Here is a 25,473-nt window from a genome sequence, read left to right on the forward strand (position 1 = left end):
CAGTCTAAAGCTGGCCTCCGACGACGCTCGGCGTGTCGTCGTTCGTGTCGCAGCGAGTCGCCGAGATCCGGCCGTCCGAGACCAGTCCGTGCGACACCAGGTGCACCAGCTGGCTGGTGATGGGGAACACGTCGTCGGCGTCGTCGACGAAGCCGGCGTAGAACACGACCCCCAACAGCATCGCGTACAGCACGTCGACGACCGTCGCGACCTCGACGCCGTCGGACAGTTCCCCGCGGGCCCGGGCGGCGCTCACCAGCGTCGCGAGGCAGTCGCGCAGCCCCGTGCTCGCGTAGGGGCGCAGTTCCGGGTTCCTGGCGGACTCCAACCGGGCGCTGACGATGAACGCGATCTGCGAGCGATCGCGGGAGTCGGCCTCGCGGACCGCCTCCACGAGGGCGGCGAACTGGCCCACCAGGGTGGCTGGGCGCCGGGCCCGATCGGCCAACTCGGCCACGACCGCGCCCGCCTCGACGACCAGGCTCTGGTAGATCTCCTCGCGGGAGGCGAAGTAGTAGTGCAGCGTCGGCCGGCTCAGTCCGGCGGCCACCGCGATGGCCTGAAACGTCGCCGCCTGATAGCCGCGCTCGTTGACGACCTGCCGGGAGGCTCGAAGGATGCGGTTGCGCGTCTCGACGGAATCCGAGTTGACGGGACGTCCTCGCCGGCGGGCAACCGCGACCGGCCGATCGTCACCCTGAGCCATGTCGGCAAACCGTAGGGCATTGCTGTCTCGAGGTCAACTATTGACGGGCGGAACACCATGTGCGCTGGTTGCGGGCCAAGAGTCCGCTCCTGGCAGGAGCTGTCACACCGCCGCTGTTCGTTGCCACGATTCGCCCGGCTACGGCACGGGCGAGGCCTCGCGCCGGCGCACCGAGCCGACGGTCAGCACCCCGAGCGCGACCCATATCAAACCGAACCCGATCCACCGCCCCACCGGCATCGGCTCGTGGGCGACGAACACACCCCACGCCATCTGCAGCGCGGGATTCAGGTAGAACAGCAGTCCCATGGTCACCATCGGCAGCCGTTGCGCGCCGGCCGCGAACAGCAGCAGCGGCACGGCCGTCACCGGGCCGGCCAGCACCAGCAGCACGGCGTGGCACGCGCCGTAGCCGACCACGTGGCCCTGCCCGAGGATCTGCAACACGACCAGGTAGCCGCCCGCCAACGGCAACGCGAGAAGGGTCTCGACGGCGACGCTGACCCGCGGGTCGGCCACCACCACCTTCTTCACCAGGCCGTACAACCCGAACGAGGTGGCGAGCCCGACCGCGACGTACGGCGGCTCACCCACCTCCGCGGTCAACACCACCACCGCGACGACGGCGAGTGCCAGGGCGGCGAGCTGCCACCGCCCGATGCGTTCGCGGAACACCAGCACGCCGAGCGCCACCGTGACCAGGGGCGTCACGAAGTAACCCAGGGCCGCGTCGACGACGTGGCCGTTGGTCGCGGCCCAGATGTAGATCCCCCAGTTGACCGAGATCAACGCCGAGGCGGCCAGCAGCAGCAACCAGGTCCGTCCGCCGAGGGTGCGCAGGTCCCCGAACCGACCGGCGACCGCGAGGACCACGCACAGACACACCGCGCTCCACACGATCCGGTGCGCGAGCACCTCGAGCGAGCCGGCGGGCAACAGCAGCGGGAAGAACCCCGGGCACAGCCCCCACCAGGTGTAGGCGCCGATACCGGCCAACATGCCGGAGCGCCGCCGCGACGCGGCCGCCGAGCCGTCGGTCACGAGTCGTGGTGACGCAAGACGTCGAGCGCGTGCTGCAGGTCGGCCGGATACGGGCTGGTGATCTCGACGCGCCGGCCGTCGGCGGGGTGCGCAAACGCCAGTTGGCGGGCGTGCAACCACTGGCGCTCCAGGCCGAGGCGTTTGGCCAGGGTGGGGTCGGCGCCGTAGGTCATGTCGCCGCAGCACGGGTGGTGCAACGCCGAGAAGTGCACCCGGATCTGGTGTGTGCGGCCGGTTTCCAGATGCACGTCGAGCAGGCTCGCGGCCGCGAACGCCTCCACCGTGTCGTAGTGGGTGATGCTGTGCCTGCCGCCCTCGCTGACCGCGAACTTCCAATCGTTGCTCCGGTGTCGACCGATGGGGGCGTCGATGGTTCCGCTGGACGGGTCGGGGTGCCCCTGAACCAGTGCGCTGTACCGCTTCTCGACCGTCCGCTCCTTGAACGCACGCTTCAACACCGTGTACGCGTGCTCGGAGATCGCCACCACCATCACCCCGGAGGTGCCGACGTCGAGGCGCTGCACGATGCCCTTGCGCTCCGGGACACCCGAGGTGGTGATCCGAAAGCCCGCGGCGGCCAATCCGCCGAGCACCGTGGGGCCGGTCCACCCGACCGACGCGTGCGCGGCCACCCCGGCCGGCTTGTCGACGGCGACGATGTCGTCGTCGGCGTAGAGGATGTCCATCCCCTCGATCTCGACCGGCGGATTGTCCAGTGGCGCAGGCGCTTCGGGCAGACGCACCTCCAGCCACGCGCCGGCGACCAGGCGGTCGGACTTGCCCACCGCGGCGCCGTCGAGGTCGACGCCGCCGTCTTCGGCCAGGGTGGCCGCGGCGGTCCTGGACAACCCGAGAAGCCGCGCCAAGCCGGCGTCCACGCGCATCCCCGCGAGTCCCTCCGGCACCGGCATCGACCGGGTCGTCATCAGTCCCTCTCGGTATCGGCTTCGACGGCCTGGCCGGCGGTGGTCTGTTCCGGTGCGTCGTCGGGCGCCTCGGGGTCCGATGCTCGGTCCGGCTGGCGCCTCCCCTCGGTGTCGAAGTCGAAGCCGAACAACGACAGCGCCACCAACAGGATCGCGCCCCCCACCACCGCCGGGTCGGCGACGTTGAACACCGGCCACCAGCCGATCGACAGGAAGTCCACGACGTGGCCACGCAGCGGGCCAGGGGACCGGAAGAACCGGTCGACCAGGTTGCCAAGCGCCCCGCCGAGGATCATGCCCAGCCCGAGCGCCCACCACGGCGACACCAGACGCCGGCCCATCCAGATGATGCCGATGACGACACCGGTCGCGACGAGCGTCAACACCCAGGTGTAGCTGGTCCCCATCGAGAACGCGGCGCCCGAGTTGCGCACCAGCGTCCACGTCACCGTGTCGCCGATGATGGACACCGGCTGCTGCGGCGTCAGCCACTTGACCGCCAGCACCTTCGTCACCACGTCGAGAAGGAGCACGACGGAGGCAACCGAGAGCAACAGGCGCAGTCGACGCCGCCGCGGCGGTGCGTCGGTCTCGTCGCCCGCAGTCGCGGACTCCGTCGATCCCGTTGATTCGTCAGTCACGCGCCCATCATCCCAAAGGTTCCATGGTGAACAATCGCCGCATGAGCGAAGCGGGCCCGTGGGTCGTCACCGGATGAGCCGGGTCGTCGTGATCACCACCGGCGGCACCATCGCCACCAGCACCGGCGCCGACGGCGTGGCGCGTCCCACCCAGACCGGTGACGACCTGACGGCGGGGCTGCGGCTCGACGTCGACGTGGACGTCGTCGACCTGATGGCGGTGGACAGTTCCCAGCTGGTGCCCTCGGACTGGGATCGGATGAGCGCGGCGGTGGCCGCGGCGGCCCAGGGCGGAGCCGACGGGGTGGTGATCACCCACGGCACGGACACGATGGAGGAAACGGCGCTCTGGCTCGAGCTGACCCACGGCGGCAACGTTCCGGTGGTGCTGACCGGCGCCATGCGCAGCGCCGACGCCCACGACGCCGACGGGCCCGCCAACCTGCACGACGCCGTGACGCTGGCCGCGAACCCAGATGCCAGGGACATCGGCGTCGTCGTGACACTGGCCGGCACGATCTGGCAACCGTTGGGGCTCACCAAGACTGGCGCCGGCTTCGTGGGCGTCGACGTGGTCCCGCACGCCCGGCGGCGCGCGTCGATCGGCGACCTGTCCGCTGCCGAGGCACCGCGGGTCGACGTCGTCGCGACCTACGCGGGCAGCGACGCAGTGGCACTCGACGCGTGCGTCGCCGCCGGCGCCCGGGGCGTCGTGCTGGAGTCGCTCGGATCGGGAAACGCCGGTGCCGCGGTGATCGACGGGGTCCGCCGGGCCCGTGCGGCCGGCGTCGCGATCGTCATCTCCAGCCGGGTGCCCGGCGCGCGCGTCACCGTCGGGTACGGGCCTGGCCGGATGCTGGTGGACGCCGGAGCGGTGGTCGCGTCGACGCTGCCGCCGCCGCAGTCGCGCGTGCTCCTGATGGCCGCGCTGGCCGCCGGGGAACCGGTCGACGACGTGTTCGCCAGGTGGGGCGACGTACCGGACGTCCGGCCGGCGGGCGTGCGGTAGCGCCGGTCACTCCGCCTGGGCCATGGCGGCGACGTACTCCGGCCAGTCGAGGCTGTCCACCGGGTTGGCCCGCACGACGTCGGGGCTGTCGTAGGGCACGGTGTGGGCCTGCCCCGGCCCGGTCGCGCGGGTCTCGAAGCGCACCGTCATCACGCCGTGCCCGGCGCCCTGCACCCAGCCGTGCCCAAATCGGGAGTGCGTGACGTCGTCGCCGATGCGCCACCCCGCGTCGGCGGGCGCAAGGTCCCCGGTCGCCGGCTCGGCGTGCTGGCCGACGGAGGCCTCCAGGGCCTGGTCGAGGTCGGGGAACAGGGATTCCTGGAGGACGTCGGACAGCCCGGAGAAGCCCACCCCCAGCAACCGGACCGGGCCGATCTCGACCGGGTCGAGCAATAGCCGGCGGGCGGTGCCGATCAAGGTGGCGGCGTCCGCGGTGGCGTACGGCAGGGTCGCCGACCGGGTCAGCGTGCTCATGTCGGACTTCTTCAGCTTGACGGTGACGGTGCGCGCACCCCGGCCGTCGCGGAGCAGGCGCGCGTGGGCGTGCTCGCCGATCGGGCCCGTCGCGTCGCGCAGCTGATCCAACGTGTTCAGATCCGCGGCAAAGGTCGACTCGGCGCTGATCTGCTTGGCGCTCAGGCGTTCCGCCACCGGACGGTCGTCGACGCCCCTCGCCAGCAGGTGAAGGGCCGGCCCGACGGTGCCGCCGAGGATGTCGGCGACCTCGGAGGCGCTCAGGGCCGCCAAGGCGCCGACGGTGTCGACGCCGAGGCGGTGCAACCTCTCCTCGGCGACCGGCCCGATCCCCCACAGCCGCCGGACCGGCAGCCCGGCCAGCAGTTCGCGTTCCTCGTCGCGCCGGACGACGCGGATGCCGTCGGGCTTGGCCAGCCCGGACGCGATCTTGGCGAGTTGCTTGCCGGAACCCGCCCCGACCGACGCGACCAACCCGGTCTCGGCGCGCACCCGGGCGCGCAGCTCCTCGCAGAACCGGCGCACGTCCTCGGCGTCGGCCCCCGCCAATTCGGTGGGCTCGCCGAACGCCTCGTCGAACGACAACTGCTCCAAGACGGGAACCATGGCGCGCACGGTGTCGAGCACCTTGCCGCTGGCCACCCCGTAGACGACGCCACGCGGCGGCAACACCACCGCCGCGGGCCCGACCAGCCGGCGGGCCTGATGCATCGGCATGGCCGATCGGGCGCCGAACACGCGCGACTCGTAACTCGCCCCCGCGACGACACCCCGGCCGCCGAGCCCGCCGACCAGCACCGGCCGTCCGCGAAGAGTAGGGCGCGTCAATTGTTCGACGGAGGCGAAGAACGCATCCATGTCGAAATGCAGCACCCACCGCCCCTCCATGCAGGCGATGCTAGGGCGCTCGACCGACGGCTCCGGCAGCGAGGGCAGCCTGACCAGCCCACGAGCAGTGTCGCAAAACATTCCTTCTGCCGGATTTGCTCAGCGGTGGGCAGCGCCTACACAATTGTCTACACTCAATTCGATTCACTCATTTCTCCATTCATGTCAGGAATTTCATGACCGTCCGATTGAAGCGAGTTTTGCTCACCCTCGCGTCCGGCTCGGCGCTCGCCGTGGGCCCCTTGCTCTACGGGACCGTCGTCGTTCCTGCTCTCGGCCACGCCGACACGGGTGCCAGTTCGTCGAGCTCCAACAAGGGTCTGAACTGCCCCGACGGCACGGTCGTCGATGAAGAGAACCACCAGTGCGTCGACCTGGTCGCCGGCATCAGCAAGCAGCTGCAGGCCCTGCCGCCCCCGCCCTCGCTGGCGGCCGGCGGTGGCGGACTCGGCGGTGGCCTGGGTGGTCTTCCAGGCGGCATTCCGTCGCTGGGCACCGTGAACCTGCCCGACGTCGTGTTGCCGAGCGTCGGCCTGGGTTTGGTGCCCAACCTCGCGGTCAACCTGCAACCGCAGCTCGGTGGAATTCCCGGGCCGCCGGCCATCAACCCGCTCAACCCGCTCGGCCTTCCCCCGCCACCGTTCTGACGCCGGGAATTCCGTTCAGCAGATCTTCAACCCAGTGGTGCCCGACGATCGGTGATCGCCGGGCACCATTCTTTCGAGCAGTATTCCTTCTAGGTGCCGGGGGCGTTCGGTGTCGCGTTCGGTGCCGCTGACCGCGCACTCTCCCCACCCGTTGCCAGACATCCTCGCGGCTTTTCGCGACGCCCGTTATTGGCGGGCGCGACTGGGTGCCTTCGAGGGCGGTTCGCCCACCCTGGACGCGCTGGACACCGATTCCGCGGGCCGGACCACCGTCGCGATGACGATGCGCTTCGGCGGCGACCAACTCCCCGATCCGATTCGGCGGCTGCGGCTGGCGTCGCTGGAGATCGTGCAGCGCGAGGTGTGGTTCCCCGGCGACGACGGTCGAGCGCGCGGCGAGATCACCGTGCACGCCTCGCGGACCCCGATGTCCGGACGCGGCGCCGTCGACCTGGCCCCGAACGGGCCGGGTACGACACTGACCGGCACCGCCACGGTGAAGGTCAACGTGCCGCTGATCGGCGGCACGATCGCCTCGTTCGTCGCCCACCAGCTCGCCACCGGGATCGTCGACGTCGTCGCCGTCACCGACGCCTGGCTGTCCGAGCAGCGCTGACCGGCGCTTAGCATGTGGCAGTGGACAATACGCTCGCCTACATCGACCAGGGCTCCTTCCTCGCGTTGCGGGCGCTCGGCCGCGGCCCCCTGATCCAGTTCACCTGGATCTACGAGCGCGCCGTCGACCTGGACGGGTTGCGCAGATTCCACGCCAACCTCGGCTTCGGGCTGCTGGGCCGGCACATCGAGCGGTCGTCGCTACCGTTCGGCCGCGACCGCTGGGTCGCTGCCCCCGGCCCGCCCACCATCGAGATCGCCGCCGAGGATCGGCCGAGGGCCGACGTGTGGACCTGGGCCGACGAACGGCTACGCCTTCCGGTCGACCCCCAGCACGGGCCGGCATGGCATCTCGGGGTGCAACCCCTGACCGGCGGCGGCACGGCCGTCACCCTGATCGTGTCGCACTCGGTGGGCGACGCGAAGGCCATCATCGACGCCATCGTCGACGCCGTGGGTGGGGTCCGCCGCGACCTCGGCTATCCGCCGCCGGGATCCCGTCCGCGCCGGCAGGCAGTGCGCGAAGACGCCCGGCGCGCGCTGCGAGACGTGCCGGAGATGGCAAGGGCGGTGGTCTCGGCGGCACGGGTGGCCAGGAAGGAGAGCGACGGGCTCTCCACGTCGGTGAAGTCGGGCGGCAAGCCACGCACGCGTCGGGTCGACGGGGCGGCCTCCGGTGAGGTCGTGGTACCCAACTCGGCGGTCTTCTTCGACGTCGAACAGTGGGACCGTCGCGCGAAAGAGCTTGGTGGCAGCAGTAATTCGCTGTTCGTCGGGCTGAGTGCACGCCTCGGCCAGATCCTTGGGCGCGTCGACGACGACGGGATGGTGCGGGTATCGCTGCCGGTCAGCGAGCGCACCCCGGGCGACACCCGGGCGAACGCACTGACCGCAACCGCGGTGACCGTCGACCCGAGCAAGGTTACGACCGACCTCGGCGAGGTCCGCCGCGACCTCAGGGACGCCCTGACGGCCCTGGCCGACGCGCCCAACGAACTCCTCGGCCCGCTGGCGTTGGTGCCGCTGACGCCCGCCTTCCTCGTCCGTCGCCTCGAGGGTTTGGTGCAACAGGTCGGCAACCCCATCGGATGCTCCAACCTCGGCGTGCTGGCACCGGAGACCAACCGTCCCGACGGGACCGAGGCCGACTACCTCACGCTGCGGATGCTGGAGCCGAAGATCACCACGACGGTCCTCGACCGCATGGGTGGACTGCTCTTCATGGGATCCGGACGTACGGATCGCCGCGTCTTCGTCACCGTCGGCAGCTGGGTCGTCGGCGGCACGAACACGCGGGCCGCGCTGCGCGAGTCGTTCGCCACGGCGCTGGCCGACATGGGCCTCGTCGGCACCGTCGAATAACCTTGCGCACATGGCGGCGCAGCGTGCACGGGACGTACCGATCTCGTCGGAGTCGATCCGCCTCGGCCAATTCCTCAAGTACGCCGGGATGATCGACAGCGGTGCCGACGCCAAGGGCGTCATCGTCGACGGGCTGGTGCGCGTCAACGACGCCGTCGAGACCCGCCGCGGGCGCCAGTTGCGGCACGGCGACACCGTGGCGTTCGGCGACCAGACGGCCAGGGTGACCGACTCCCCCGACTAGGTCACGCCTTGGTGATGGAGACCCGCACTCCGTCGCCGATCTCGGTCCCGTCGACCGACTCGCCGAACGCGAAGCCGGTGGCCAGCACCTCACCGGCGATCATGTCGGCGTGCGCCTCGGCCCACTCCCGGTATTCGGCCGGCACCGACATCGTCAACGTGATCCGGTCGGACACCTCCAACCCGGAGGACTTGCGCAGCTCCTGCAGTTCACGGACGCGGTCCTTGGCCCACCCCTCCGCTCGCAGCTCGGGAGTGAGGGTGCCGTCGACGACCACCAGCCCCGCGCCGTCGGGCAGCGCGGCGGTCCACTCCGGTTCCGCGGCAACCAGTTTGGTGGTGTACTCACTCGGCTGCAGCGTGGCCGGACCGGCGGTCAGGGTGCCGTCCGGGTTGACGACGCCCTCCCCAGCCTTGACGGCCTTGATGGCCGCCTGGACGTCCCTGCCCAGCCGCGGACCGGCGACCTTCGCGTTGACCGCCACCTCGAAGCGGCCGTAGGCGTCGATGTCGTCGGTCAACTCCACGGCCTTGACGTTGAGCTCGTCGGCGATCAGATCCGCGAACGGACGCAGTGAGTCCGGATCATGTACGGCCACCGTCAGTTTCGGCAACGGTTGCCGCACGCGGAGCTTCTTCGCCTTGCGCACCGACGACGCCACCGAACACACGTCGCGAACCTGGTCCATGGCGGCCACCAAGGCGGGATCGGCGGGCACCTCGCCGGCCTCCGGCCAGTCCGTCAGGTGCACCGACCGGCCGTCGGTCACGCCACGCCAGATCACCTCGGTGATCAGCGGCAGCAGCGGTGCGGCCAGCCGTGCGGTCACCTCCAGCACCGTGTGCAGGGTGTCGATCGCGTCGGCGTCCTCGTCCCAGAATCGCGAACGCGACCGTCGCACATACCAATTCGTGAGCGCCTCGGTGAACTGGCGCAGCTGTTCGCACGCCACCGAGATGTCGCACACGTCCAGCGAGGCGGTGAGGTCGTCCCGCAACGCGGCGAGCTTGGCCAGGATGTACCGGTCCAGCACGTTCGTCGAATCCGTCCGCCACGTCCCCTTCTGCGGGGCGTAGAGGGCAAGGAACGAGTACGCGTTCCACAGGGGCAGCAGCACCTGCCGGACCCCCTCGCGGATGCCCTGCTCGGTCACCACCAGATTGCCGCCCCGAAGGATGGGAGAGGCCATCAGGAACCAGCGCATCGCGTCCGAACCGTCCCGGTCGAACACCTCGGTGACGTCCGGATAGTTGCGCAGCGACTTGCTCATCTTCTGGCCGTCGCTGCCCAGCACGATGCCGTGGGACACGCACATCCGGAAGGCCGGCCGGTCGAACAGGGCGGTGGCGAGGACGTGCAGCAGATAGAACCAGCCCCTGGTCTGACCGATGTACTCCACGATGAAGTCGGCCGGGTTGTGGCCCTCGAACCAGTCGACGTTCTCGAACGGGTAGTGCACCTGCGCATACGGCATCGAGCCAGAGTCGAACCAGACGTCGAAGACGTCCTCGATGCGCCGCATCGTCGACGCTCCGGTCGGATCGTCGGGATTGGGCCGGGTCAGCTCGTCGACGTAGGGCCGGTGCAGATCCGTCGGACGCACCCCGAAGTCGCGCTCCAACTCGTCGAGGCTGCCGTAGACGTCGATCCTCGGGTAGGCCGGATCGTCGGACTTCCACACCGGAATCGGGCTGCCCCAGTAGCGATTTCGTGACACCGACCAGTCGCGGGCGTTCGACAGCCACTTGCCGAACTGGCCGTCCTTGACGTGTTCGGGATACCAGGTGATCTGCTGGTTCAGCTCGACCATCCGGTCGCGGAACTCGGTCACCTTGACGAACCACGACGACACCGCCCGGTAGATCAGCGGGTTCCGGCACCGCCAGCAGTGCGGGTAGGAGTGGTCGTAGGTCTCGTGTCGCAGGAGGACGGCGCCGTTGGCCGCGGCGGAGCCGGTGCCGTTCTTCAGGTCGCGGATGATCTGCGCGTTGGCGTCGAACACGTGCTGGCCGGCGTAGTCGGGCACCGTGGCGTCGAACCGCCCCTTGGAGTCCACCGGTGTGACGGCGACGATGTCGGCCGCATCCGCGGTGGCCTTGTCGTCCTCGCCGTACGCCGGGGCCATGTGCACGATGCCGGTGCCGTCGTCGGTGGTGACGAAGTCCCCCGCCAGCACGCGAAACGCGTTGGGCGAGTCCATGAAGTAGGGGAACGGCGGCACGTACTCCACACCGAGCAGCTCCCGACCGGAGTGCGAACTCGTGACCGTCGGCTCCTCGCCCAGCTCGCGCGCGTACGACGCGACCCGGGCCTCGGCCAGGACGTAACGCGAGCCGTCGACGCCCTCCACCTGAACATAGGTGACGTCGGGGTTGACGGCGACGGCCTGGTTGGACGGCAGCGTCCACGGCGTCGTCGTCCACACCAGGAGACGGGCGCCGGCGAGGGGCCCGTCGGCGATCCGGAACCCCACCGTCACCGCCGGGTCCTGCCGGTTCTGGTAGACGTCGTCGTCCATCCTCAGTTCGTGGCTGGACAGCGGGGTTTCGTCGTTCCAGCAGTACGGGAGGACGCGGTTGCCCTCGTAGGCCAATCCCTTGTCCCACAGCTGCTTGAACGCCCAGAGCACCGACTCCATGTAGCCGAGGTCGAGTGTCTTGTAGTCGTTGTCGAAGTCGACCCAGCGGGCCTGGCGGGTGACGTAGGCGCGCCACTCCGCGGAGTACTTGAGGACCGACGCGCGGCACGCCGCGTTGAAGGCGTCGATGCCCAGTTCCTCGATCTGGGCCTTCTCGGTGATGCCGAGCTGACGTTGCGCCTCCAGCTCGGCGGGCAGTCCGTGGGTGTCCCAGCCGAACCGGCGCTCGACCTTGAAGCCGCGCATCGTCTGATAGCGCGGGACGATGTCCTTGACGTATCCCGTCAACAGGTGGCCGTAGTGCGGCAGACCATTGGCGAACGGCGGTCCGTCGTAGAAGACGTATTCTTGCGCCCCGTCACGGCGGTCGATGCTGGCGCGGAACGTGCCGTCGCCGTCCCAGTAGTCGAGCACCTCGAGCTCGAGGTCGGGGAAGCTCGGCGATCCGCTCGCCGGTCTCGGGTAGGCCGTCACCGTGTTCGTCTCCTGTGCCCATGTCGTACAAGGCACGGGGACGACGTCGCGCTCGTGCGCGAACACCGCGGTACCACCCCGCTTGCGCACCGGGGTGCGCCGCTCGAATGGGCGATGACGGGCCCTGCCGTTCGGTTCTACTGAGCGCCGACCGAAGTCGGGACGCCGTTCTTCCGAAGGCTCCCCGGTGATGGCCGGATCGGTGCCTTTGCGCAGATCTTACTGATCGCTAGTGGGCCAGCGCCAACTCGTGGTTCGCGTGCACCGGCGGCGTGGCCTCGGACGTCAGCTCGATCATGGCCAGCGGGAACTGGTCGGCCAGCTCGGCGACGGTGTACGGCTCGAAGCTGCGGGCGTCGAACCACCAGTCCAGGGCGATGACGTCACCCTGGCGAGAGGCGCGGAGCTCCAGGAGGTGGCCGGCGTGCGGACGCTCCACGGCAGCCTCGCCGGTGACGAACAGCACGGGCGACGGAGACTCGGCCGGGAGCTGGTCCGGCACGCCGCGCACGACGCGGTGGACGGCGGTCGCGCCGAGCTGATGGTGCACGCCGGCCAGCATCTCGTCGGCGTCCAGCTGTGCGGGCGCCGCGCAGGACAACTCCACCGGCTGCATGCCGGTCGAATGGCACGGCACGTCGACGCCGACGACGCCGGTACCGATGGTGCGTTCGATCGCGCGGCCGAGCGCGGCAAGCAGGATGTCGTCGGTCGTCAATTCCAGGACCGCGGCGGCTCCGTGGAGCTCCATGGTCAACAGCGCCGACAGGGGAGCCGAGATCAGCACCAAGTCCTCGACGCGAGGGCGGCCCTCGGGGTCGTAATCGGTCAGCTGCAGGTTTGCGCGCGTCATGCGTGGAACGCTACACGGCTGTCCCAGAAATGGGACACATCTGCCAAAACTGTGACGGCCATGTCAATTAGAGAGCGCAAAATCCGTTTGCGGCGCGTACTGCCCAAGCGACGGACGAGCGGTTAAGCTAACGCCGTGCCACGGACTGATGAGAACGGCCGTCAGCTGAAGACCCTGCTGGACTACCTCCTCGACGGAGAGGTCGACGCGAGGGCCATTTACGACGCGCTCGGAACCTCGAGCAGTACCTATTACCGGCGCATCAAGGAACCCGACTACCCCAACGCCGAAGAGATGCGTCTGGTGGCGGATCGGTTCAACCTCAGCTACCCCGACCTGCAGGTTCGGTTCGGGTTGATGACCCGCGAGGAAGTCTGGAACTACGTCGAGTCGGCGCCGATGTCGGTGGCCACCATCGCGGAGTCCACGACGCAACGGCGAACGGTGCGGCGGCCCAGGCTCCGCGACCTCACGCCGCGAGCCGACGCTCCCCCGCTCTAACCCGTACGATTTGCCGACAGCAACTCAAAGTCCGAAAGCGAAGCTCATGGGATTGGCAGTCCTCATCACCATCACACTCCTGTGTGTGGCGTGGAGCTTGTGGATTCGCCGGGTGACGTGGTCGTGCCGCTGGGAGGTTGCCGCCACCCTCAACATCGCGCTCCAGGGCGCGACCGTGATGCTGATGTCGCCGCTGGCGTCGGAGACCCTCGGGCACTGGCTGCATTCCCTCACCGGGCTGTGGAACCTCGAGGACTACATCGGTCACGACATGTACATCGTGGCGGCGTCGGCGATCGTCTACAACTCGCTGGGCAGGCTGCAGGACGACCACGCCATGCAGGTGACCTTCAAGCAGTACGTCGAGCGCCCCGCCACGCTCTGCATTCCGCTGCTGTTGGCCGCGTTCTCGCTCGGCAACGGCGCGAAGATCTACGCCCCCGACTTCTTCGAACTGCACACCGACTTCTGGTTGACCACGTACTGGCTGGTGCTCTGCGGAACGTTGATCTACCTGCTGGGATATGGCTCGCGGGCACTGTTGATCCTGCGCAAGGATCCCCGCTCGCGCGTGGTGGCGAACGTCTACCTGGCCGCCTCGGTCAGCGGCGTCATGGCCTGCGTGGTCCGAGTCGTGACCGCCTTGGTGCCCTCGCTGCAGTCGGTCGAAGACGGCAACCTGGTGTGGTTCTTCGCCTGCATGTGCGGGGCCGGCTTCGCCCTGACGTCGGCCCACTCGTGGCGCATCAAGACCAAGTGGTTCAGCAAGACGAGCCACTGAGCGGTTCGCCTGGGCACTCCATCGCCCACTCGATGATCTCCCTCGCCCGGACCAACGTGGCCATCTGAGCGTCGACGTCCGCCAGCTTGGCCTCCGCCAAGGACCGGCTCGCCGAGCGCCCCGGACTGTCGTCGGACAGCAGGACGCGAATCTCCTCGAGGCTGAAACCCGCCGCCTTGCACAGCCCGATGACCTCGAGCCGCGTGAACACGCCCTCGTCGTATCGACGACGACCGCCGACCCGGCCAGGGGCGCTGAGGAGCCCCTCCGCCTCGTAGAACCGCAGCGTCGTCGCCGCGACGCCGGAACGTTCGGCAACCCGGCCGATGGAGAGGGACACCACCTGATCATCCCCGACCTTGACTTCGAGTCAACTCGAAGTCGTTGAATGGACGACGTGAACGACGACGACATGCTCGCCGCCCTCGGCGCGGCGCGTACGCCCAGCTCAGGACCTTCCGCCGCGACGGAAGCGCCGTGGACACGCCCATCTGGTTCGCGTTGGACGCAGACGTATTGGTGTTTCGGACGAAACGGGGGCCCAAGACCACCCGCATTGCGGCGAACTCGAGCGTCGAAGTGTGGCCGTGCGACTACCGCGGCCGCTACCCCGCGGGCGTACCGACCGTGCGCGGACGGGCGACGATCATCTCGGGTCCGGCCGCCGAAGCCGCCAACGCCGCACTGCACCGGCGCTACGGCTGGCAGTTCAACGTCCTGCCGCTCGTGCGGCTCCCCGGCGTGAAGAACGTCGACCACGCCCTGCCCCTGCGCGAGAAGCTGCGCCGGGCGACGATGAACGGCGTCTGGCCGGACAGTGCCATCGTCGAGGTGGCACTCGTCCGCGGCGATGCGCCGACCGATTCGAGAACGACCGGCGCCGAGGACGTTTCGCACCGGGACGGCCCCGCGTCACACAGGTGATCCGCCGGTAGCTGAGTGACTCCGTCGACGGCGACCACCCGCGCCGGCGAGCGTCGACGACGGACGAATCCGACGGACCGTCCAAAGATGAACCATGCGGGCGGTCGGCTACCTCGGGAGGCCCGTCACCGGCGGGATGCCCGCCCGCGGCGGATCAAGCGAGCAAGAGCTCAGGGCGTCGTCGAGTGCTCGGCAGGCAGCGTTTCGGGCAAAAGGTATTCAATTTTGGTGAACACCAATCAGTTTGCGACAATGCTCCCCGAAGCGGCAGTGACTCCAGCGCGGTCGAGGCGCCTAACCGGCTGTGCCATAGTCATTCTCGCTACATTGCGCATTGCGTGGTCGCGTTCCCTAAGCTCGACCCACACGTATCGTTGCGCTGCAGAAAGGGCCGCCCATGCTGGACTCGTCGATTCCCGCGATTCTTCGCGAGCGGGCGAGCCTGCAGCCCAACGACCCCGCCTTCACCTTCATCGACTACGACCGCGAGTGGGAAGGCGTCGAGGAAACTCTGACGTGGGGGCAACTTCAGCAGCAGGTCGTCGCCCTGGCCGCGGAGATCCGCGAGCACGCCCAGATCGGCGACCGCGTCGTCATCCTCGCGCCGCAGAACATGTCCTACATCCTCGGCTTCCTGGCGTCGTTCGAGGCCAACGTGATCGCCGTGCCGCTGTCCACCCCCTCGGTCGGCGCGCACGACGAGCGAGTCGCCGCGGTCATGGCAGACGCCCGCCCGACCGTCATCCTCACGACGGCCCACACCGCCCCGACCGTGGCCCCGTACGCCACGTCGCAGGACGGCGACCCGGCGCCGGTGGTTCTCGAGGTCGACCGGCTGGACCTCAGCGTGCGGCGGCGGTCGACGTCACGGCGCGAAACGCCGCCGGACACCGCCTACCTGCAGTACACCTCGGGGTCGACCCGGACGCCCGCCGGCGTGATGGTCTCGCAGCGAAACTTGCTGTCGAACTTCGAGCAGCAGGTTGGGGCCCTCCTCAGCGACTACGGCAAGGTCGGCCCGCAGAACACGACCGTGGTGTCCTGGCTGCCCTTCTACCACGACATGGGCCTCATCCTCGGAATCTGTGCGCCCATCCTCGGTGGCTGGCATTCCGTCATCATGAGTCCCATTGCCTTCCTGCAACGTCCCGCGCGGTGGCTGCAACAGCTGGCGATCCGGTCGCGCGCCCTGACCGCGACGCCCAACTTCGCACTCGACCTGGCCGCCGCCCGCACCACCGACGAGGACCTGGCCGGCCTCGACCTGGGCGACGTCCTCGCGATCATTTGCGGGGCCGAACGCGTCCAGCCGGTGTCGGTCAAGCGCTTCACGTCCCGACTGGCCAAGTTCAACTTTCCCGGCAAGGTCATCCGGCCGTCCTTCGGGCTCGCCGAGGCGACGCTGTTCGTCGCGACCCGCGAGCCGGGTGAACCGCCGTCGGTGGTCACCTTCGACACCGAGAAGCTCACCGCGGGCATGGCCAAGCGGACGTCGACCGGAACGTCGCTGATCAGCTACGGCAGCCCCGAGTCTCCCCTGGTCCGGATCGTGGATCCCGAGACGCAGCAGGAGGCCCCCGCCGGCACGGTTGGCGAGATCTGGGTGCACGGTGACAACGTCTGCGCCGGATACTGGAACAAGGCCGACGAGACCGAGGCCACCTTCCGTGGCGTCATCGCGGATCCCGCCGACGACATCCCGGCCGACATGTGGCTGCGGACAGGCGATTTGGGCTTCGTGGACGACGAGCTCTTCATCGTCGGACGCATCAAGGACCTGCTGATCGTCCGCGGCCGCAACCACTACCCCGACGACATCGAAGCGACCGTCGGCGCGGTCTCCAACGGGCGCGTCGCCGCCATCTCGGTGGAGGACGACGGCACCGAGAAGTTGGTGACGATCGTCGAGATGAAGGAGCGGGCCACCCAGGAGGAGACGCTGGAGAGGCTCGCGGCCGTCAAGAGCGACGTCACGGCGGCCATCTCGACGGCACACGGGATCAGCACGGCCGACCTGGTGTTCGTCTCGCGGGGCGCCATCCCGATCACCACCAGCGGCAAGATTCGTCGGCAGGCATGTGTCGACCTGTATCGCCAGGGGAGCTTCGTCCGGTTGGACGCCTAACGTGATCGAGGTCGACGGCGTCAGCAAGACCTTCGGCCCGCTGCCCGCGCTGCGCGAGGTGAGCTTCACGGTACCGACGGGCTCGGTGTGCGGCCTGCTCGGCCACAACGGCGCCGGCAAGACCACCATCGTCAAGATCCTCTCGACCCTGCTCGAACCCTCCACGGGCACGGCGACCGTCGCCGGGTTCGACGTCGTCGACGACGCCGACCAGGTGCGCCGGAGCATCGGTGTCACCGGTCAGGACGCGGCCCTCGACGGCTCCCTCACGGGACGCGAGAACCTGGTGCTGTTCGGTCGGCTGCGCGGGATGAAGCGCAAGCAGGCCGGTGGCCGAGCCGACGAACTCATCGAACGCTTCGACCTCGTCGACGCCGCCGACCGCGAGGTGTCCACGTACTCGGGCGGCATGCGCCGGCGCATCGACATCGCGGTCTCCCTGATCGTGCCGCCGAAGGTGCTCTTCCTCGACGAGCCGACGACGGGGCTCGATCCCCGCAGCCGACGGGACGTCTGGACGCTGGTGTCCTCGCTCGCCGCCCAGGACGTCACCGTGCTGCTCACCACCCAGTACCTCGAGGAAGCCGACGTCCTGAGCGACTCCATCGTCATCCTCGACGCCGGTCGTGTGATCGCGAGCGGCACCGCCGAGGAGCTGAAGCGCCGAATGGGGCACAGCTACTGCCAGGTCACTCCCCTGCACCCCGAGGACCTGGCCCGCGTGGTGTCGGTCCTGGGCGGCTACGAAGGCGCCGAGGTCGACACCGCCGCCAACACGGTGTCGGTGCCGGCGCCACACGGGGTGACCACGCTTGGCGAGGTGTTCCGCAAGCTCGAAGAGTTGGGTGTCGAATTGATGGACATCTCGCTGCGCAAACCGTCGCTCGACGAGGTGTTCCTGCATCTCACCGGTCCTACGCTGACGGTATGACGGCAGTCGTCGCGCTCACCGAACGCCAAGTGAGGGCCTCCGTCCGCAACCTTGACATCGTGTTCGCGGTGCTGGTGCCCGTGCTGACCTTCGTCGGGTTCACCGTCGGGCTGCGCAACGTCATCGACACCGGCGGCATCGGCTACCCGCAGTACGTGCTGCCCGCGGTGGTCGTGCAGGCGATGCTCTTCGGCGCCCTCAACACCACCGACCTGGCGGCGCACGAGCGTGCCTCGGAGTTCGGCGTCCGGCTGAGGACGTTCCCCATCTCGGTGTACGCGCCCATGATGGCGCGGATGCTGTACTGCCTGATCCGGGGCGCCCTCGCGTTGATCGCGGCGTTCGCCGTGGCCTACCCGTTCGGCTTCCGGATGGACGGCGGCCCCGCGTTCGGAATCATGTTCGTCGCGCTCTGCCTGACGCTGACGCTGGCGCTGTCGTTCGGCGCGGAGGCCACCGGAACCCGCGCCAAGCGGTCGGACACCTCCAGTCAGTTGCTTCTCATCCCGCAACTGCTGCTGGTGCTGCTCTCGACGGGAATGGCGCCGGTCGGGTCGTTCCCCACCTGGGTGCAGCCCTTCGTCGAGTACCAGCCGATCTCGCAGATCACCGAGACCCTGCGCGGCTTCGCCAGCGGCCACGTCGACGGGGTGAACCTGGCGATCACGCTGGCCTGGTGCGTCGGTCTGTTGCTCGGGCTCGGATACCTCGCGATCACGGGCCACGGTCGGCAACGGGGGCCGCGCGGATGACCGTCGTCGAGGCCCGGCGGTTTCCGCTCGCCGTCGAGAGTGCGGTCTTCGCGGGCCGGTTGATGACGCGGTGGCGGCGCAACCCCCTGGTTCCGCTGCAGTCGCTGTTGTTCCCGACCATTCTGTTGATCGTCTACTACATGCTCGTCAGCAAGTCGATGACCCGCCTGACGGGCACCGACAGCCTGGACACCGTCGTGTCGATGTGTGCGTTGGCCGGCGGCATGTCGGGATCGGTCGCCGCCGCCCTGTCGATCCCGTCGGAGCGGGAGAACGGTCTGATGGCTCGCTTCTGGGTGATGCCCGTCAGACGGGCCAGTGCCCTCACCGGGACCCTGCTGGCGGAGGCTGTTCGCACCGTGGTGGCGACCGTCGTGATCGCGATCGTCGGAACGGTGCTCGGGATGCGATTCCACGGTGGCCTCCTTGCCGCGCTGGCGTTTGCGGCAATCCCGGTGCTGTGGGTGACGGTGTACGCAACCGTGGTCATCCTCATTGCCCTTCGCTGTCACAGCCTCGCTTTGCTGAACTGGTTGAACGGACTGTCGCTCGGCGCGGTGTTCGCAAGCTCGGGGGTGGCCCCGCTCGAGCTCTTCCCCGCGTGGATTCGCCCGGTGGTCCGGTACCAGCCAATGTCCGCCACGATCGAGGCGATGACGAGTCTTGCGCGTGGCAGTTTCGCCGTGCAACCCCTTTTGCTGACGGTCGCCTGGATCGTCGCGATCGCCATCGTGGCCGGGATGCTCGTGATGCGCTCCTACCGCACCGCAGCGCGGTCCGCCCGCTGACGGAGCGGCGCGTCTACTCGTCGTCGCGCCACGCGGCGTTGATGCGGCTGGCGGTCTGCACCGCGACCGCATAGCCGTCGTCCCCCTCGGCGTCGTCCGCCTCGTCGTCGTGGGCGTCGTAGTCGACGGCGCCGGTTCGGATGGGACCGGTCGGTCCCTCGTCCTCGTAAGCCTGCGCGGCCTCGGCCCGGGCGTGCCGACGCTTCTCCTCGATCATCTGCCGGGGCGTCTTCGACGGCCACCAGTTGCGGTCGCCCATCAGGACGGCGACCGCCGGGACGGTGATGGTCCGCACGATGAACGTGTCGAGCAGCAGACCGACGCCGATCACGAAGCCGAGCTGAACCACCGTCGACAAGCTGCTGACCGTCAGCGCCAACATCGACGCGGCGAAGATCAGGCCCGCCGAGGTGATGACGCCTCCGGTGGCTCCGACGGTCTTGATGACCGCGGACCTCACGCCGTACTTCGCTTCGTCGCGAATTCGAGATATCAGCAGCAGGTTGTAGTCGGCGCCGACTGCCACGAGCACCAGGAACGCCATGCCCGAGACACTCCAGTACATGTCTTGACCCAGGATGAACTGGAAGAACACGACGCCGATTCCCATGGCCGAGACGAATGACAGCACGACCGACATGACCAGATAGATGGGCGCGACGATCGCTCGGAGCAAGGCCACCAAAATCAGGAACACCACGACCAGCGTCATGATGACGATGTAGGTCAAGTCGTGGTCGTAGTGGTTTCGGATGTCGTTTTGGAACGCCGAGAACCCGACCATCGTGATCTGCGCGTCGGCGAGGCTGGTGTTGGGCTTGGAGCTGTCGGCGGCCTTGAGGATGAGGTCGACCTGGTCCATCGCCTCGGCACCGAACGGGTTCAGCGCCGTCTGGACCAGGTACCGGACGGTGTGCCCGTCGTCGGAGACGAACAGCTGCGCGGCCTTCTTGAACTCTTTCTGCGTGAGCACCTGGGGCGGAATGTAGAACCCCGACATCGCCGGGTCGGAGGCGTCGCGCTTCATCGCGAGCAGGAATCCCGACGCTTGATCCAGGCCGCCGCCGATGTTGCGGGTCTGGTCGACCAGGAGTTGAACGCCGTCGGCGAGCTGCTTGCTGGAGTCGGCGAGCTTGTTCGCGTTCTGGCGTAGTTCGCCGAGCTTGGCGTCCAGATCGCCCTCGTCCTCGATCCCGAGCTGCTGCAGGCCGGCGAAGGCCCGCTCGAGATTGGTACCGACCTTGCGGATGACGTCGTCGAGCCGGTCGGTGCCCTTGGTGTCCTTCAGTCCGGCACTGAGCGCCTTCAGATAGGTGATGTCGCCGGGGTTGTAGCCGTCCACGCGGCGTTGCAGTTCGGCCCGCGAGCTCACGCAGGCCGGGTCGATGTTGCAGGCCATGCTGCTGTTGAGCACCACCAGCATCGACTTCGACGAGTCGTAGGCGTTGGTCACGGTGTCCAGGCTGTTGCCCAGCGAATCCCCCACCGACCGCATGTTGGCCAAGACGGCAGCCTGCTTGCTCAGGTCGTCGAAGGTGACGTCGTCACCCATGGCCTCCTTGACCTGGATGAGCCCGCTGAAGACCTCGCGGATCGATCCCATCGAGCCGAGCAACTGCAGGCGGATCTGGTTGTTGACGTCGGCCAGCTGGTGCGCGCCGTTGGCCAGCAACGTGAGGTTCTGGTCGTTGGTCGCGATCAGGCCGGACGCATCGGCGAGCTTGCCACCCACCTCGCCGGCCTGGTAGGTCGACTTCGCTTCCTGCAGCATCTCGCCGTTGGGCCTGGTGATGCCACGCACCGAGTCGATGCCAGGGACCTGGCTGATGCGGGTGGCCATCTGCTCGAGGTCGGCCAGGGACTTGGGCGACCGAAGGTCGACGTTGGGCGCGTAGATCTGGATGAACTGCTGCATGGTGGTGCTGACGGGAAAGTGCTTGACGAGCGCGTCGTAACCCTGGTTGCTGGGCGCGTCGTCGGGGAGATTCTTGCGGTCGTCGTAGTTGTACTTGATCAGCGTCGCGCAGCCGGCGAGGGCAAGCAGGATGACGAGGCTGGCGGCAAGGAAGGCCCGGGGCCGTCGCACGATGCGCACGGCCGAGGTGCGCCAAAACCGCCCGGTGATGTCCTTGCGCGGCTTGACCCATCCCCGCCGGCCGGCGAGCACCATGAGAGCGGGTAGCAACGTCATGGCCGCAAGCACCGCGATGAGGATCGTGACGGCCAACGAGGGCCCGACGGTCAAGAAGACCGCCAGCGTCGCGAACGACAGACCCATGAATGTCAGCGCGACCGTCGCGGCCGAGCCCGCGATCACCTCGCCGATGGTCGCCAGCGCGTACACCACGGCATCGTCGGAGGCCATCCCCCGCCGCAGACACTCCTGGTATCTGCTGAACAGGAACACCGCGTAGTCGGTGCCGGCGCCCATCAACATGCCCGTCATCAGCACGATGGTCTGCGGACCGATCGGCAGGCCCAGTTCACCGAGTCCGGCGACCACCTGTTGTGCGACGCCCATCGACACGCCGATGGTGATCAGCGGCATCAACATCGCGACCAGGTTGCGATAGACGATGACCAGGATGGTGAAGATGGTGATCACGGTCGAGAGCTCGATGATCGTCTGGTCGTGTTCACCGAGCTTGTTCAGGTCCTCGAACGTCGCCGACGCACCCACGACGTTGACCTTGAGGGACGAATCCTTGGTGACCTCCTCCACCGTGTCGAGGGCCTTGCTGTAGGCCGCCTGACCCGGCCCGGAGCCCATGGCGCCTTCCAGGCTGATCGGCAGCGTCCAGGCGTGCTTGTCCTTGCTCGTCATCGCGTCGCGGAGTTCGGGGATGGTGACGAAGTCCTGGGTCGACTTGACGCTCTCGGTGTCGGCGCGAAGCGCGGCCACCAATTTCCGATAGACGTCCTCGTCGGCCGACGTCAGTTCGCCGTCACTCGACAGGACGACGACGGCGACGTTGCCGCCGTCGGCCTCCTTGAAGGCGTTCTTCATGTGGTCGCCCGCGGCGAGGATCGGCGAGTCCTTCGGCAGCAGATCCGGCGGGTTCCTCTGCGCGACGACGAACAGCGGACTGATCAACAGGAACAGCGTGCCGACCAGAGCCAACCAGAAGACGATGATCGCGATGGGGCGCCGGACGACGAATCGACCCAGCGCCTCGAACACTTCGTGCACCGAGACGCCACGAGTATCGCCGCGGGTGAACATCATGTGAGGTTACACCGGCCAGCAACGGTGCCGGTCCAGCCGACGGCGGCGTCCAGCGCACTCGCGGCGACGTTCTGAGGACCCACGTGCACCCACCGTGTGCGCTGCGGGCAAAACCGGCAGATCGTCGGAAAACCAACACGTTTCGTACCGATCGACCGCTTCGCGGTCGACGAGATTCGACGTCGCGGGAGAACTGCGAGGAGCGGGCGGAGGTGAGCGAGACGCTGGCCGCGCCTAGATGACGGTGCCCTTGAGGCCGAAGTCGGCGAGCGTGCGGACGACCTTGTCGGCCAACCACTCCCGGGTGTTGTCCGCGCCCACTTCGTAACCCACGACGTTGAGCGACACGTTGCCGGTGACGCGTCCGGCCGCCACGACGAGTTGGCCGCCGGCCCGCTCGAGGGCGGCCCGGGTGACGCCCTGGTCGACGGGGCGGAACAGCATGAACTCGGCGTCGGTCCCGTCGGCGCGAGCCATCGCGGCGGGGATCTCTCCGAGATTGGAGCACGACACCGGAAGATCGCCGAAGATGACCTCGGCCGTGCGCCGCACGGCTCGCGTCGGCACGAACGGCGTGATGGGCAGCAGGGCGTGCTTGTCGTCGACGCCCTCGCGGACCGCGGAAAACGCTTCTCGCACAGCCGATCTGGCTACCGTCAGGTCCCCAGTCGCGGAGGTGGGATCGACGGTCGCCGTGGCAATCTGCATGGCGTTGCCGCGCCGATCCTCCGGCCCCCCGCGATCGCTCAACGCGATGAGCAGCGTGACGGCGCCGTCGGACGGTCGCGCCCGGCCCATCCGCTCCCCCAGTACGGCCCCGAAGCCGGCCAGTAGCGAGTATCCGGTGCCACCCAGATCACCGGCACGGGCGTCCCAGTCCGCGGCGTCGACCACCGCCGACACCGCGGCCAGAACCAGTGGGCCGTCCGGCCCCTCGGGCGCCGCCTGCGGCCGGGCTGCGCTCGACGCCGAGATCTGTTTCCGGCTCCGGTATGCGTACTTCGCCGCGGTGATCACGGTGCGCCCGAAGTCGGGCAGGTCGCGCGCCACCTGGCGGGCGTCTGAGGCCAGTGCAGCCCGCCGCGTCCGGGATCGTGGCAAGCGGTAGCCGAAGTCGCGCGGCGCGTCGCCGACGGCGTCGACCACGGTGCTGACCGAGGCCCCGTGGTCCAGCAGGCAGTGCGACGCCACCAGGGTCACCGCCGTCGTACCGTCGGTCATCGGCAGCACGCCCAGGTGCCATCCCGGTCCGCGGACCGGGTCGACTCGGAGCTGGGACCGCTCGTCGAGCCACGTGCCCAGCTCGCCGGGAGCGCGCGCGTCGTCGACGTCGAGGGGTGCCGCCGGCCCGGTTGCGGCAACCCACCGATGCCGTCCGAACGGCAGAATCGACGGTTCGACGAGGCGTCCGGCAAATCCGTGCCCGACGTTTCGGTGAAAGCGCCGCAACCGCTGCATGTCGACCGGATGGGTGTAGACCCACACGTACTGGACCAACTGGGAGCGGCCGGTCGCCTGCATCGACAGGAACGTCGCCTGGTCGATGTAGGCCAACCGGTCGCTCACACGATCACCGCGGTGAGTTCGAATTCCTCGAAGACCGCGGCCAACCGGTCGCGCAACGCCTGCTTGGTGTTCTCGGCACCGGGTTGGTAGCCGACGACGGTGATCGTGACCTTGCCGTTCAGCCGTCCCGACACGACGGTCAACAGCCCGCTGCGCTCTTCGAGCACGCCACGGGTGATGCGTTGGTCGATGCCGCGCAGCATCACCTGCTGCGCCGGAGCGCCGCCTGGGCTGGCGACCTGGATGGGCAGGTCGCCGACGTTGGAACTGGACACCGGTTGGTCGGTGAAGCCGAACGCCAGGTCCGCGCTGTGCCGAACGGCCACCTTGGGCACGAACGGGTTCAGCGGCAGCAGGGCCAACGCCTCGTCCGGCTTCTCCCGCATCACCTTGAGCGCCTCGCGCACCGCGGTGCGGGTGTCGGTCAGATCCTTGGCGACGTGCGTCGGGTCGACGCGGACGTACGCCAACTTGACCGCGTTGGCCCTGGTGTCCTCCAGGGTGCGGTCGTTGATCGGAACGATCAGCCCGACCGTGCCGTCGGCGGCCAGCGCCCGGCCCTGGTGTACCGCGAGCCGGGCCGCGAGACCGGCCTGCAGTGAATGGCCGTTGCCACCAAGCGCTTCCGCGCGTGCATCCCACTTCGCCAGGTCGACGAACGCCGAGATGGCGGGCACGATCACCGTCTCGCCCGGACGGCTCACCGCGGCGCGCTTCGGCGCCGACGGGGGTGCGTCCGAAGTCTTCCGCTTGGCCCGGAGGAACTTGGCCGCGGCGACCAGGGTCCGCCCCAGCTCGGGGAGGTCGCGCACCGTCTGACGGGTGTCGGCAAGCAAGGCCTGGCGCCGGGTGCGTGACCTGGGCAACGGATAACCCAGGTCGCGGCGGGCACCCATGACGGCTTCGAAGACCGACAGGAAGGCCGCCCCGCCGTCGCCGATGCAGTGGGAACCGACCAGGGTGACCGCGGTCGACCCGTCGGTCAGCGGCTGCACGGCCATGTGCCAGGCGGGGCCATGCTCCGGGTCGATCGGCAGCTGCGCCCGTTCGTCGATCCAGTCGCTGAGCTCGGCCCGTGGCCGGGGCGTGACCGCCACGTCCAGCGGGGCGGCGGGCCCCAGCGACGACACCCAGCGGTGCCGGCCGAACGGCAGCACCGACGGCTCGATCAGCCTGCCGGCCAGGCCGAATCCGAAGTCCTGGTGAGAGCGCCGCAGTTCATCCCAGTTCGGGGCGTCCTCGTAGACCCAGACCATTTGCATGGCGGCGGACTGTCCGGTGGCGCGCAGACCGAGGAACAGCGCCTGGTCGACGTGGTCGAGCAGGGAGTCGGTGCCCGGCCGAGTCTCCGTCGGCACCCG

22 protein-coding genes and 1 pseudogene are annotated in these 25,473 nt (G+C 68.7%); 12 read left to right on the top strand and 11 right to left on the bottom strand.

Features of this window, described 5'->3' with window-relative positions; genetic code table 11:
- Nucleotides 1–4 precede the first annotated feature (4 nt).
- From H7J06_RS23925 to lspA, 4 genes are all read right to left on the bottom strand, one after another.
- Nucleotides 5–706 carry a TetR/AcrR family transcriptional regulator gene (locus tag H7J06_RS23925; protein WP_264041786.1) on the bottom strand — a complete coding sequence of 234 codons (702 nt, stop codon included), beginning with the start codon at nucleotides 704–706 and terminating at the stop codon, nucleotides 5–7.
- A 138-nt stretch (nucleotides 707–844) separates the two neighbouring features.
- Nucleotides 845–1,705, bottom strand: a complete 861-nt coding sequence (rarD, locus tag H7J06_RS23930) for an EamA family transporter RarD (protein WP_264041960.1) — start codon at nucleotides 1,703–1,705, stop codon at nucleotides 845–847.
- 38 nt (nucleotides 1,706–1,743) lie between these two features.
- A complete protein-coding gene (locus H7J06_RS23935) occupies nucleotides 1,744–2,673 on the bottom strand; it encodes an RluA family pseudouridine synthase (protein ID WP_264041788.1) in 930 nt (309 codons plus the stop codon).
- Nucleotides 2,673–3,314 carry a signal peptidase II gene (lspA, locus tag H7J06_RS23940; protein WP_372515404.1) on the bottom strand — a complete coding sequence of 214 codons (642 nt, stop codon included), beginning with the start codon at nucleotides 3,312–3,314 and terminating at the stop codon, nucleotides 2,673–2,675. Before lspA ends, H7J06_RS23935 begins: the two co-directional genes overlap by 1 nt.
- A 73-nt stretch (nucleotides 3,315–3,387) precedes the next feature.
- On the opposite strand from lspA, the gene H7J06_RS23945 reads away from it, so the two are divergent.
- The gene (locus tag H7J06_RS23945; RefSeq protein WP_264041789.1) at nucleotides 3,388–4,323 is read left to right on the top strand and encodes an asparaginase; all 936 of its coding nucleotides are present in this window, start codon (nucleotides 3,388–3,390) and stop codon (nucleotides 4,321–4,323) included.
- Nucleotides 4,324–4,329: 6 nt separating this feature from the next.
- On the opposite strand, the gene H7J06_RS23950 is transcribed toward H7J06_RS23945, so the two are convergent.
- Nucleotides 4,330–5,685 (bottom strand): DNA polymerase IV, encoded by a 1,356-nt coding sequence (locus H7J06_RS23950; protein ID WP_264041790.1) that lies wholly within the window; start codon nucleotides 5,683–5,685, stop codon nucleotides 4,330–4,332.
- 176 nt (nucleotides 5,686–5,861) lie between these two features.
- Here H7J06_RS23950 and H7J06_RS23955 point away from each other — a divergent pair, with 176 nt between their 5' ends.
- From H7J06_RS23955 to H7J06_RS23970, 4 genes are all read left to right on the top strand, one after another.
- The gene (locus tag H7J06_RS23955; protein ID WP_264041791.1) at nucleotides 5,862–6,332 is read left to right on the top strand and encodes a hypothetical protein; all 471 of its coding nucleotides are present in this window, start codon (nucleotides 5,862–5,864) and stop codon (nucleotides 6,330–6,332) included.
- Between the two features lie 109 nt (nucleotides 6,333–6,441).
- Nucleotides 6,442–6,948 carry a DUF2505 domain-containing protein gene (locus H7J06_RS23960; protein ID WP_264041792.1) on the top strand — a complete coding sequence of 169 codons (507 nt, stop codon included), beginning with the start codon at nucleotides 6,442–6,444 and terminating at the stop codon, nucleotides 6,946–6,948.
- A 20-nt stretch (nucleotides 6,949–6,968) separates the two neighbouring features.
- Nucleotides 6,969–8,309: a hypothetical protein gene (locus H7J06_RS23965; protein ID WP_264041793.1), complete on the top strand. Its 1,341-nt coding sequence runs from the start codon at nucleotides 6,969–6,971 to the stop codon at nucleotides 8,307–8,309.
- Nucleotides 8,310–8,319: 10 nt separating this feature from the next.
- Nucleotides 8,320–8,553, top strand: a complete 234-nt coding sequence (locus H7J06_RS23970) for an RNA-binding S4 domain-containing protein (RefSeq protein WP_264041794.1) — start codon at nucleotides 8,320–8,322, stop codon at nucleotides 8,551–8,553.
- 1 nt (nucleotide 8,554) lies between these two features.
- On the opposite strand, the gene ileS is transcribed toward H7J06_RS23970, so the two are convergent.
- Both ileS and H7J06_RS23980 read right to left on the bottom strand, forming a co-directional pair.
- Entirely contained in the window at nucleotides 8,555–11,665 is a 3,111-nt protein-coding gene (gene ileS / locus H7J06_RS23975; protein WP_264041795.1) for an isoleucine--tRNA ligase, read from the bottom strand.
- A gap of 229 nt (nucleotides 11,666–11,894) precedes the next feature.
- A complete protein-coding gene (locus tag H7J06_RS23980) occupies nucleotides 11,895–12,518 on the bottom strand; it encodes a hypothetical protein (protein WP_264041796.1) in 624 nt (207 codons plus the stop codon).
- Nucleotides 12,519–12,653: 135 nt separating this feature from the next.
- Here H7J06_RS23980 and H7J06_RS23985 point away from each other — a divergent pair, with 135 nt between their 5' ends.
- A complete protein-coding gene (locus H7J06_RS23985) occupies nucleotides 12,654–13,019 on the top strand; it encodes an XRE family transcriptional regulator (protein ID WP_264041797.1) in 366 nt (121 codons plus the stop codon).
- 46 nt (nucleotides 13,020–13,065) lie between these two features.
- Nucleotides 13,066–13,800, top strand: coding sequence for a hypothetical protein (locus tag H7J06_RS23990; RefSeq protein WP_264041798.1), 735 nt, complete (start codon nucleotides 13,066–13,068; stop codon nucleotides 13,798–13,800).
- Here H7J06_RS23990 and H7J06_RS23995 read toward each other — a convergent pair.
- A complete protein-coding gene (locus H7J06_RS23995; RefSeq protein ID WP_264041799.1) occupies nucleotides 13,781–14,143 on the bottom strand; it encodes a MerR family transcriptional regulator in 363 nt (120 codons plus the stop codon). The genes H7J06_RS23990 and H7J06_RS23995 overlap by 20 nt on opposite strands.
- A gap of 41 nt (nucleotides 14,144–14,184) precedes the next feature.
- Here H7J06_RS23995 and H7J06_RS24000 point away from each other — a divergent pair.
- The 5 genes and pseudogenes from H7J06_RS24000 to H7J06_RS24020 all read left to right on the top strand — a co-directional run.
- A pseudogene (locus H7J06_RS24000) lies at nucleotides 14,185–14,634 on the top strand (PPOX class F420-dependent oxidoreductase); the annotation flags it as partial.
- A gap of 487 nt (nucleotides 14,635–15,121) precedes the next feature.
- Nucleotides 15,122–16,849: an AMP-binding protein gene (locus tag H7J06_RS24005; RefSeq protein ID WP_264041802.1), complete on the top strand. Its 1,728-nt coding sequence runs from the start codon at nucleotides 15,122–15,124 to the stop codon at nucleotides 16,847–16,849.
- A gap of 1 nt (nucleotide 16,850) precedes the next feature.
- Nucleotides 16,851–17,780, top strand: coding sequence for an efflux ABC transporter ATPase subunit, DrrA-related (locus H7J06_RS24010; protein WP_264041804.1), 930 nt, complete (start codon nucleotides 16,851–16,853; stop codon nucleotides 17,778–17,780).
- Nucleotides 17,777–18,532, top strand: coding sequence for an ABC transporter permease (locus H7J06_RS24015; RefSeq protein ID WP_264041807.1), 756 nt, complete (start codon nucleotides 17,777–17,779; stop codon nucleotides 18,530–18,532). The genes H7J06_RS24010 and H7J06_RS24015 overlap by 4 nt, the downstream gene beginning before the upstream one ends.
- Nucleotides 18,529–19,320, top strand: coding sequence for an ABC transporter permease (locus tag H7J06_RS24020; RefSeq protein WP_264041808.1), 792 nt, complete (start codon nucleotides 18,529–18,531; stop codon nucleotides 19,318–19,320). The genes H7J06_RS24015 and H7J06_RS24020 overlap by 4 nt, the downstream gene beginning before the upstream one ends.
- Nucleotides 19,321–19,333: 13 nt before the next feature.
- On the opposite strand, the gene H7J06_RS24025 is transcribed toward H7J06_RS24020, so the two are convergent.
- The 3 genes from H7J06_RS24025 to H7J06_RS24035 all read right to left on the bottom strand — a co-directional run bounded on the left by H7J06_RS24025 (nucleotide 19,334) and on the right by H7J06_RS24035 (nucleotide 25,470).
- Nucleotides 19,334–22,543 carry an MMPL/RND family transporter gene (locus H7J06_RS24025; protein WP_264041809.1) on the bottom strand — a complete coding sequence of 1,070 codons (3,210 nt, stop codon included), beginning with the start codon at nucleotides 22,541–22,543 and terminating at the stop codon, nucleotides 19,334–19,336.
- 237 nt (nucleotides 22,544–22,780) lie between these two features.
- A complete protein-coding gene (locus H7J06_RS24030) occupies nucleotides 22,781–24,112 on the bottom strand; it encodes a hypothetical protein (RefSeq protein WP_264041810.1) in 1,332 nt (443 codons plus the stop codon).
- The gene (locus tag H7J06_RS24035; protein WP_264041811.1) at nucleotides 24,109–25,470 is read right to left on the bottom strand and encodes a hypothetical protein; all 1,362 of its coding nucleotides are present in this window, start codon (nucleotides 25,468–25,470) and stop codon (nucleotides 24,109–24,111) included. Before H7J06_RS24035 ends, H7J06_RS24030 begins: the two co-directional genes overlap by 4 nt.
- Nucleotides 25,471–25,473: the final 3 nt, after the last annotated feature.

Origin of the sequence: Mycolicibacterium hodleri (genome assembly GCF_025822245.1) — a bacterium.
Taxonomy (GTDB): Bacteria; Actinomycetota; Actinomycetes; order Mycobacteriales; family Mycobacteriaceae; genus Mycobacterium; species Mycobacterium hodleri.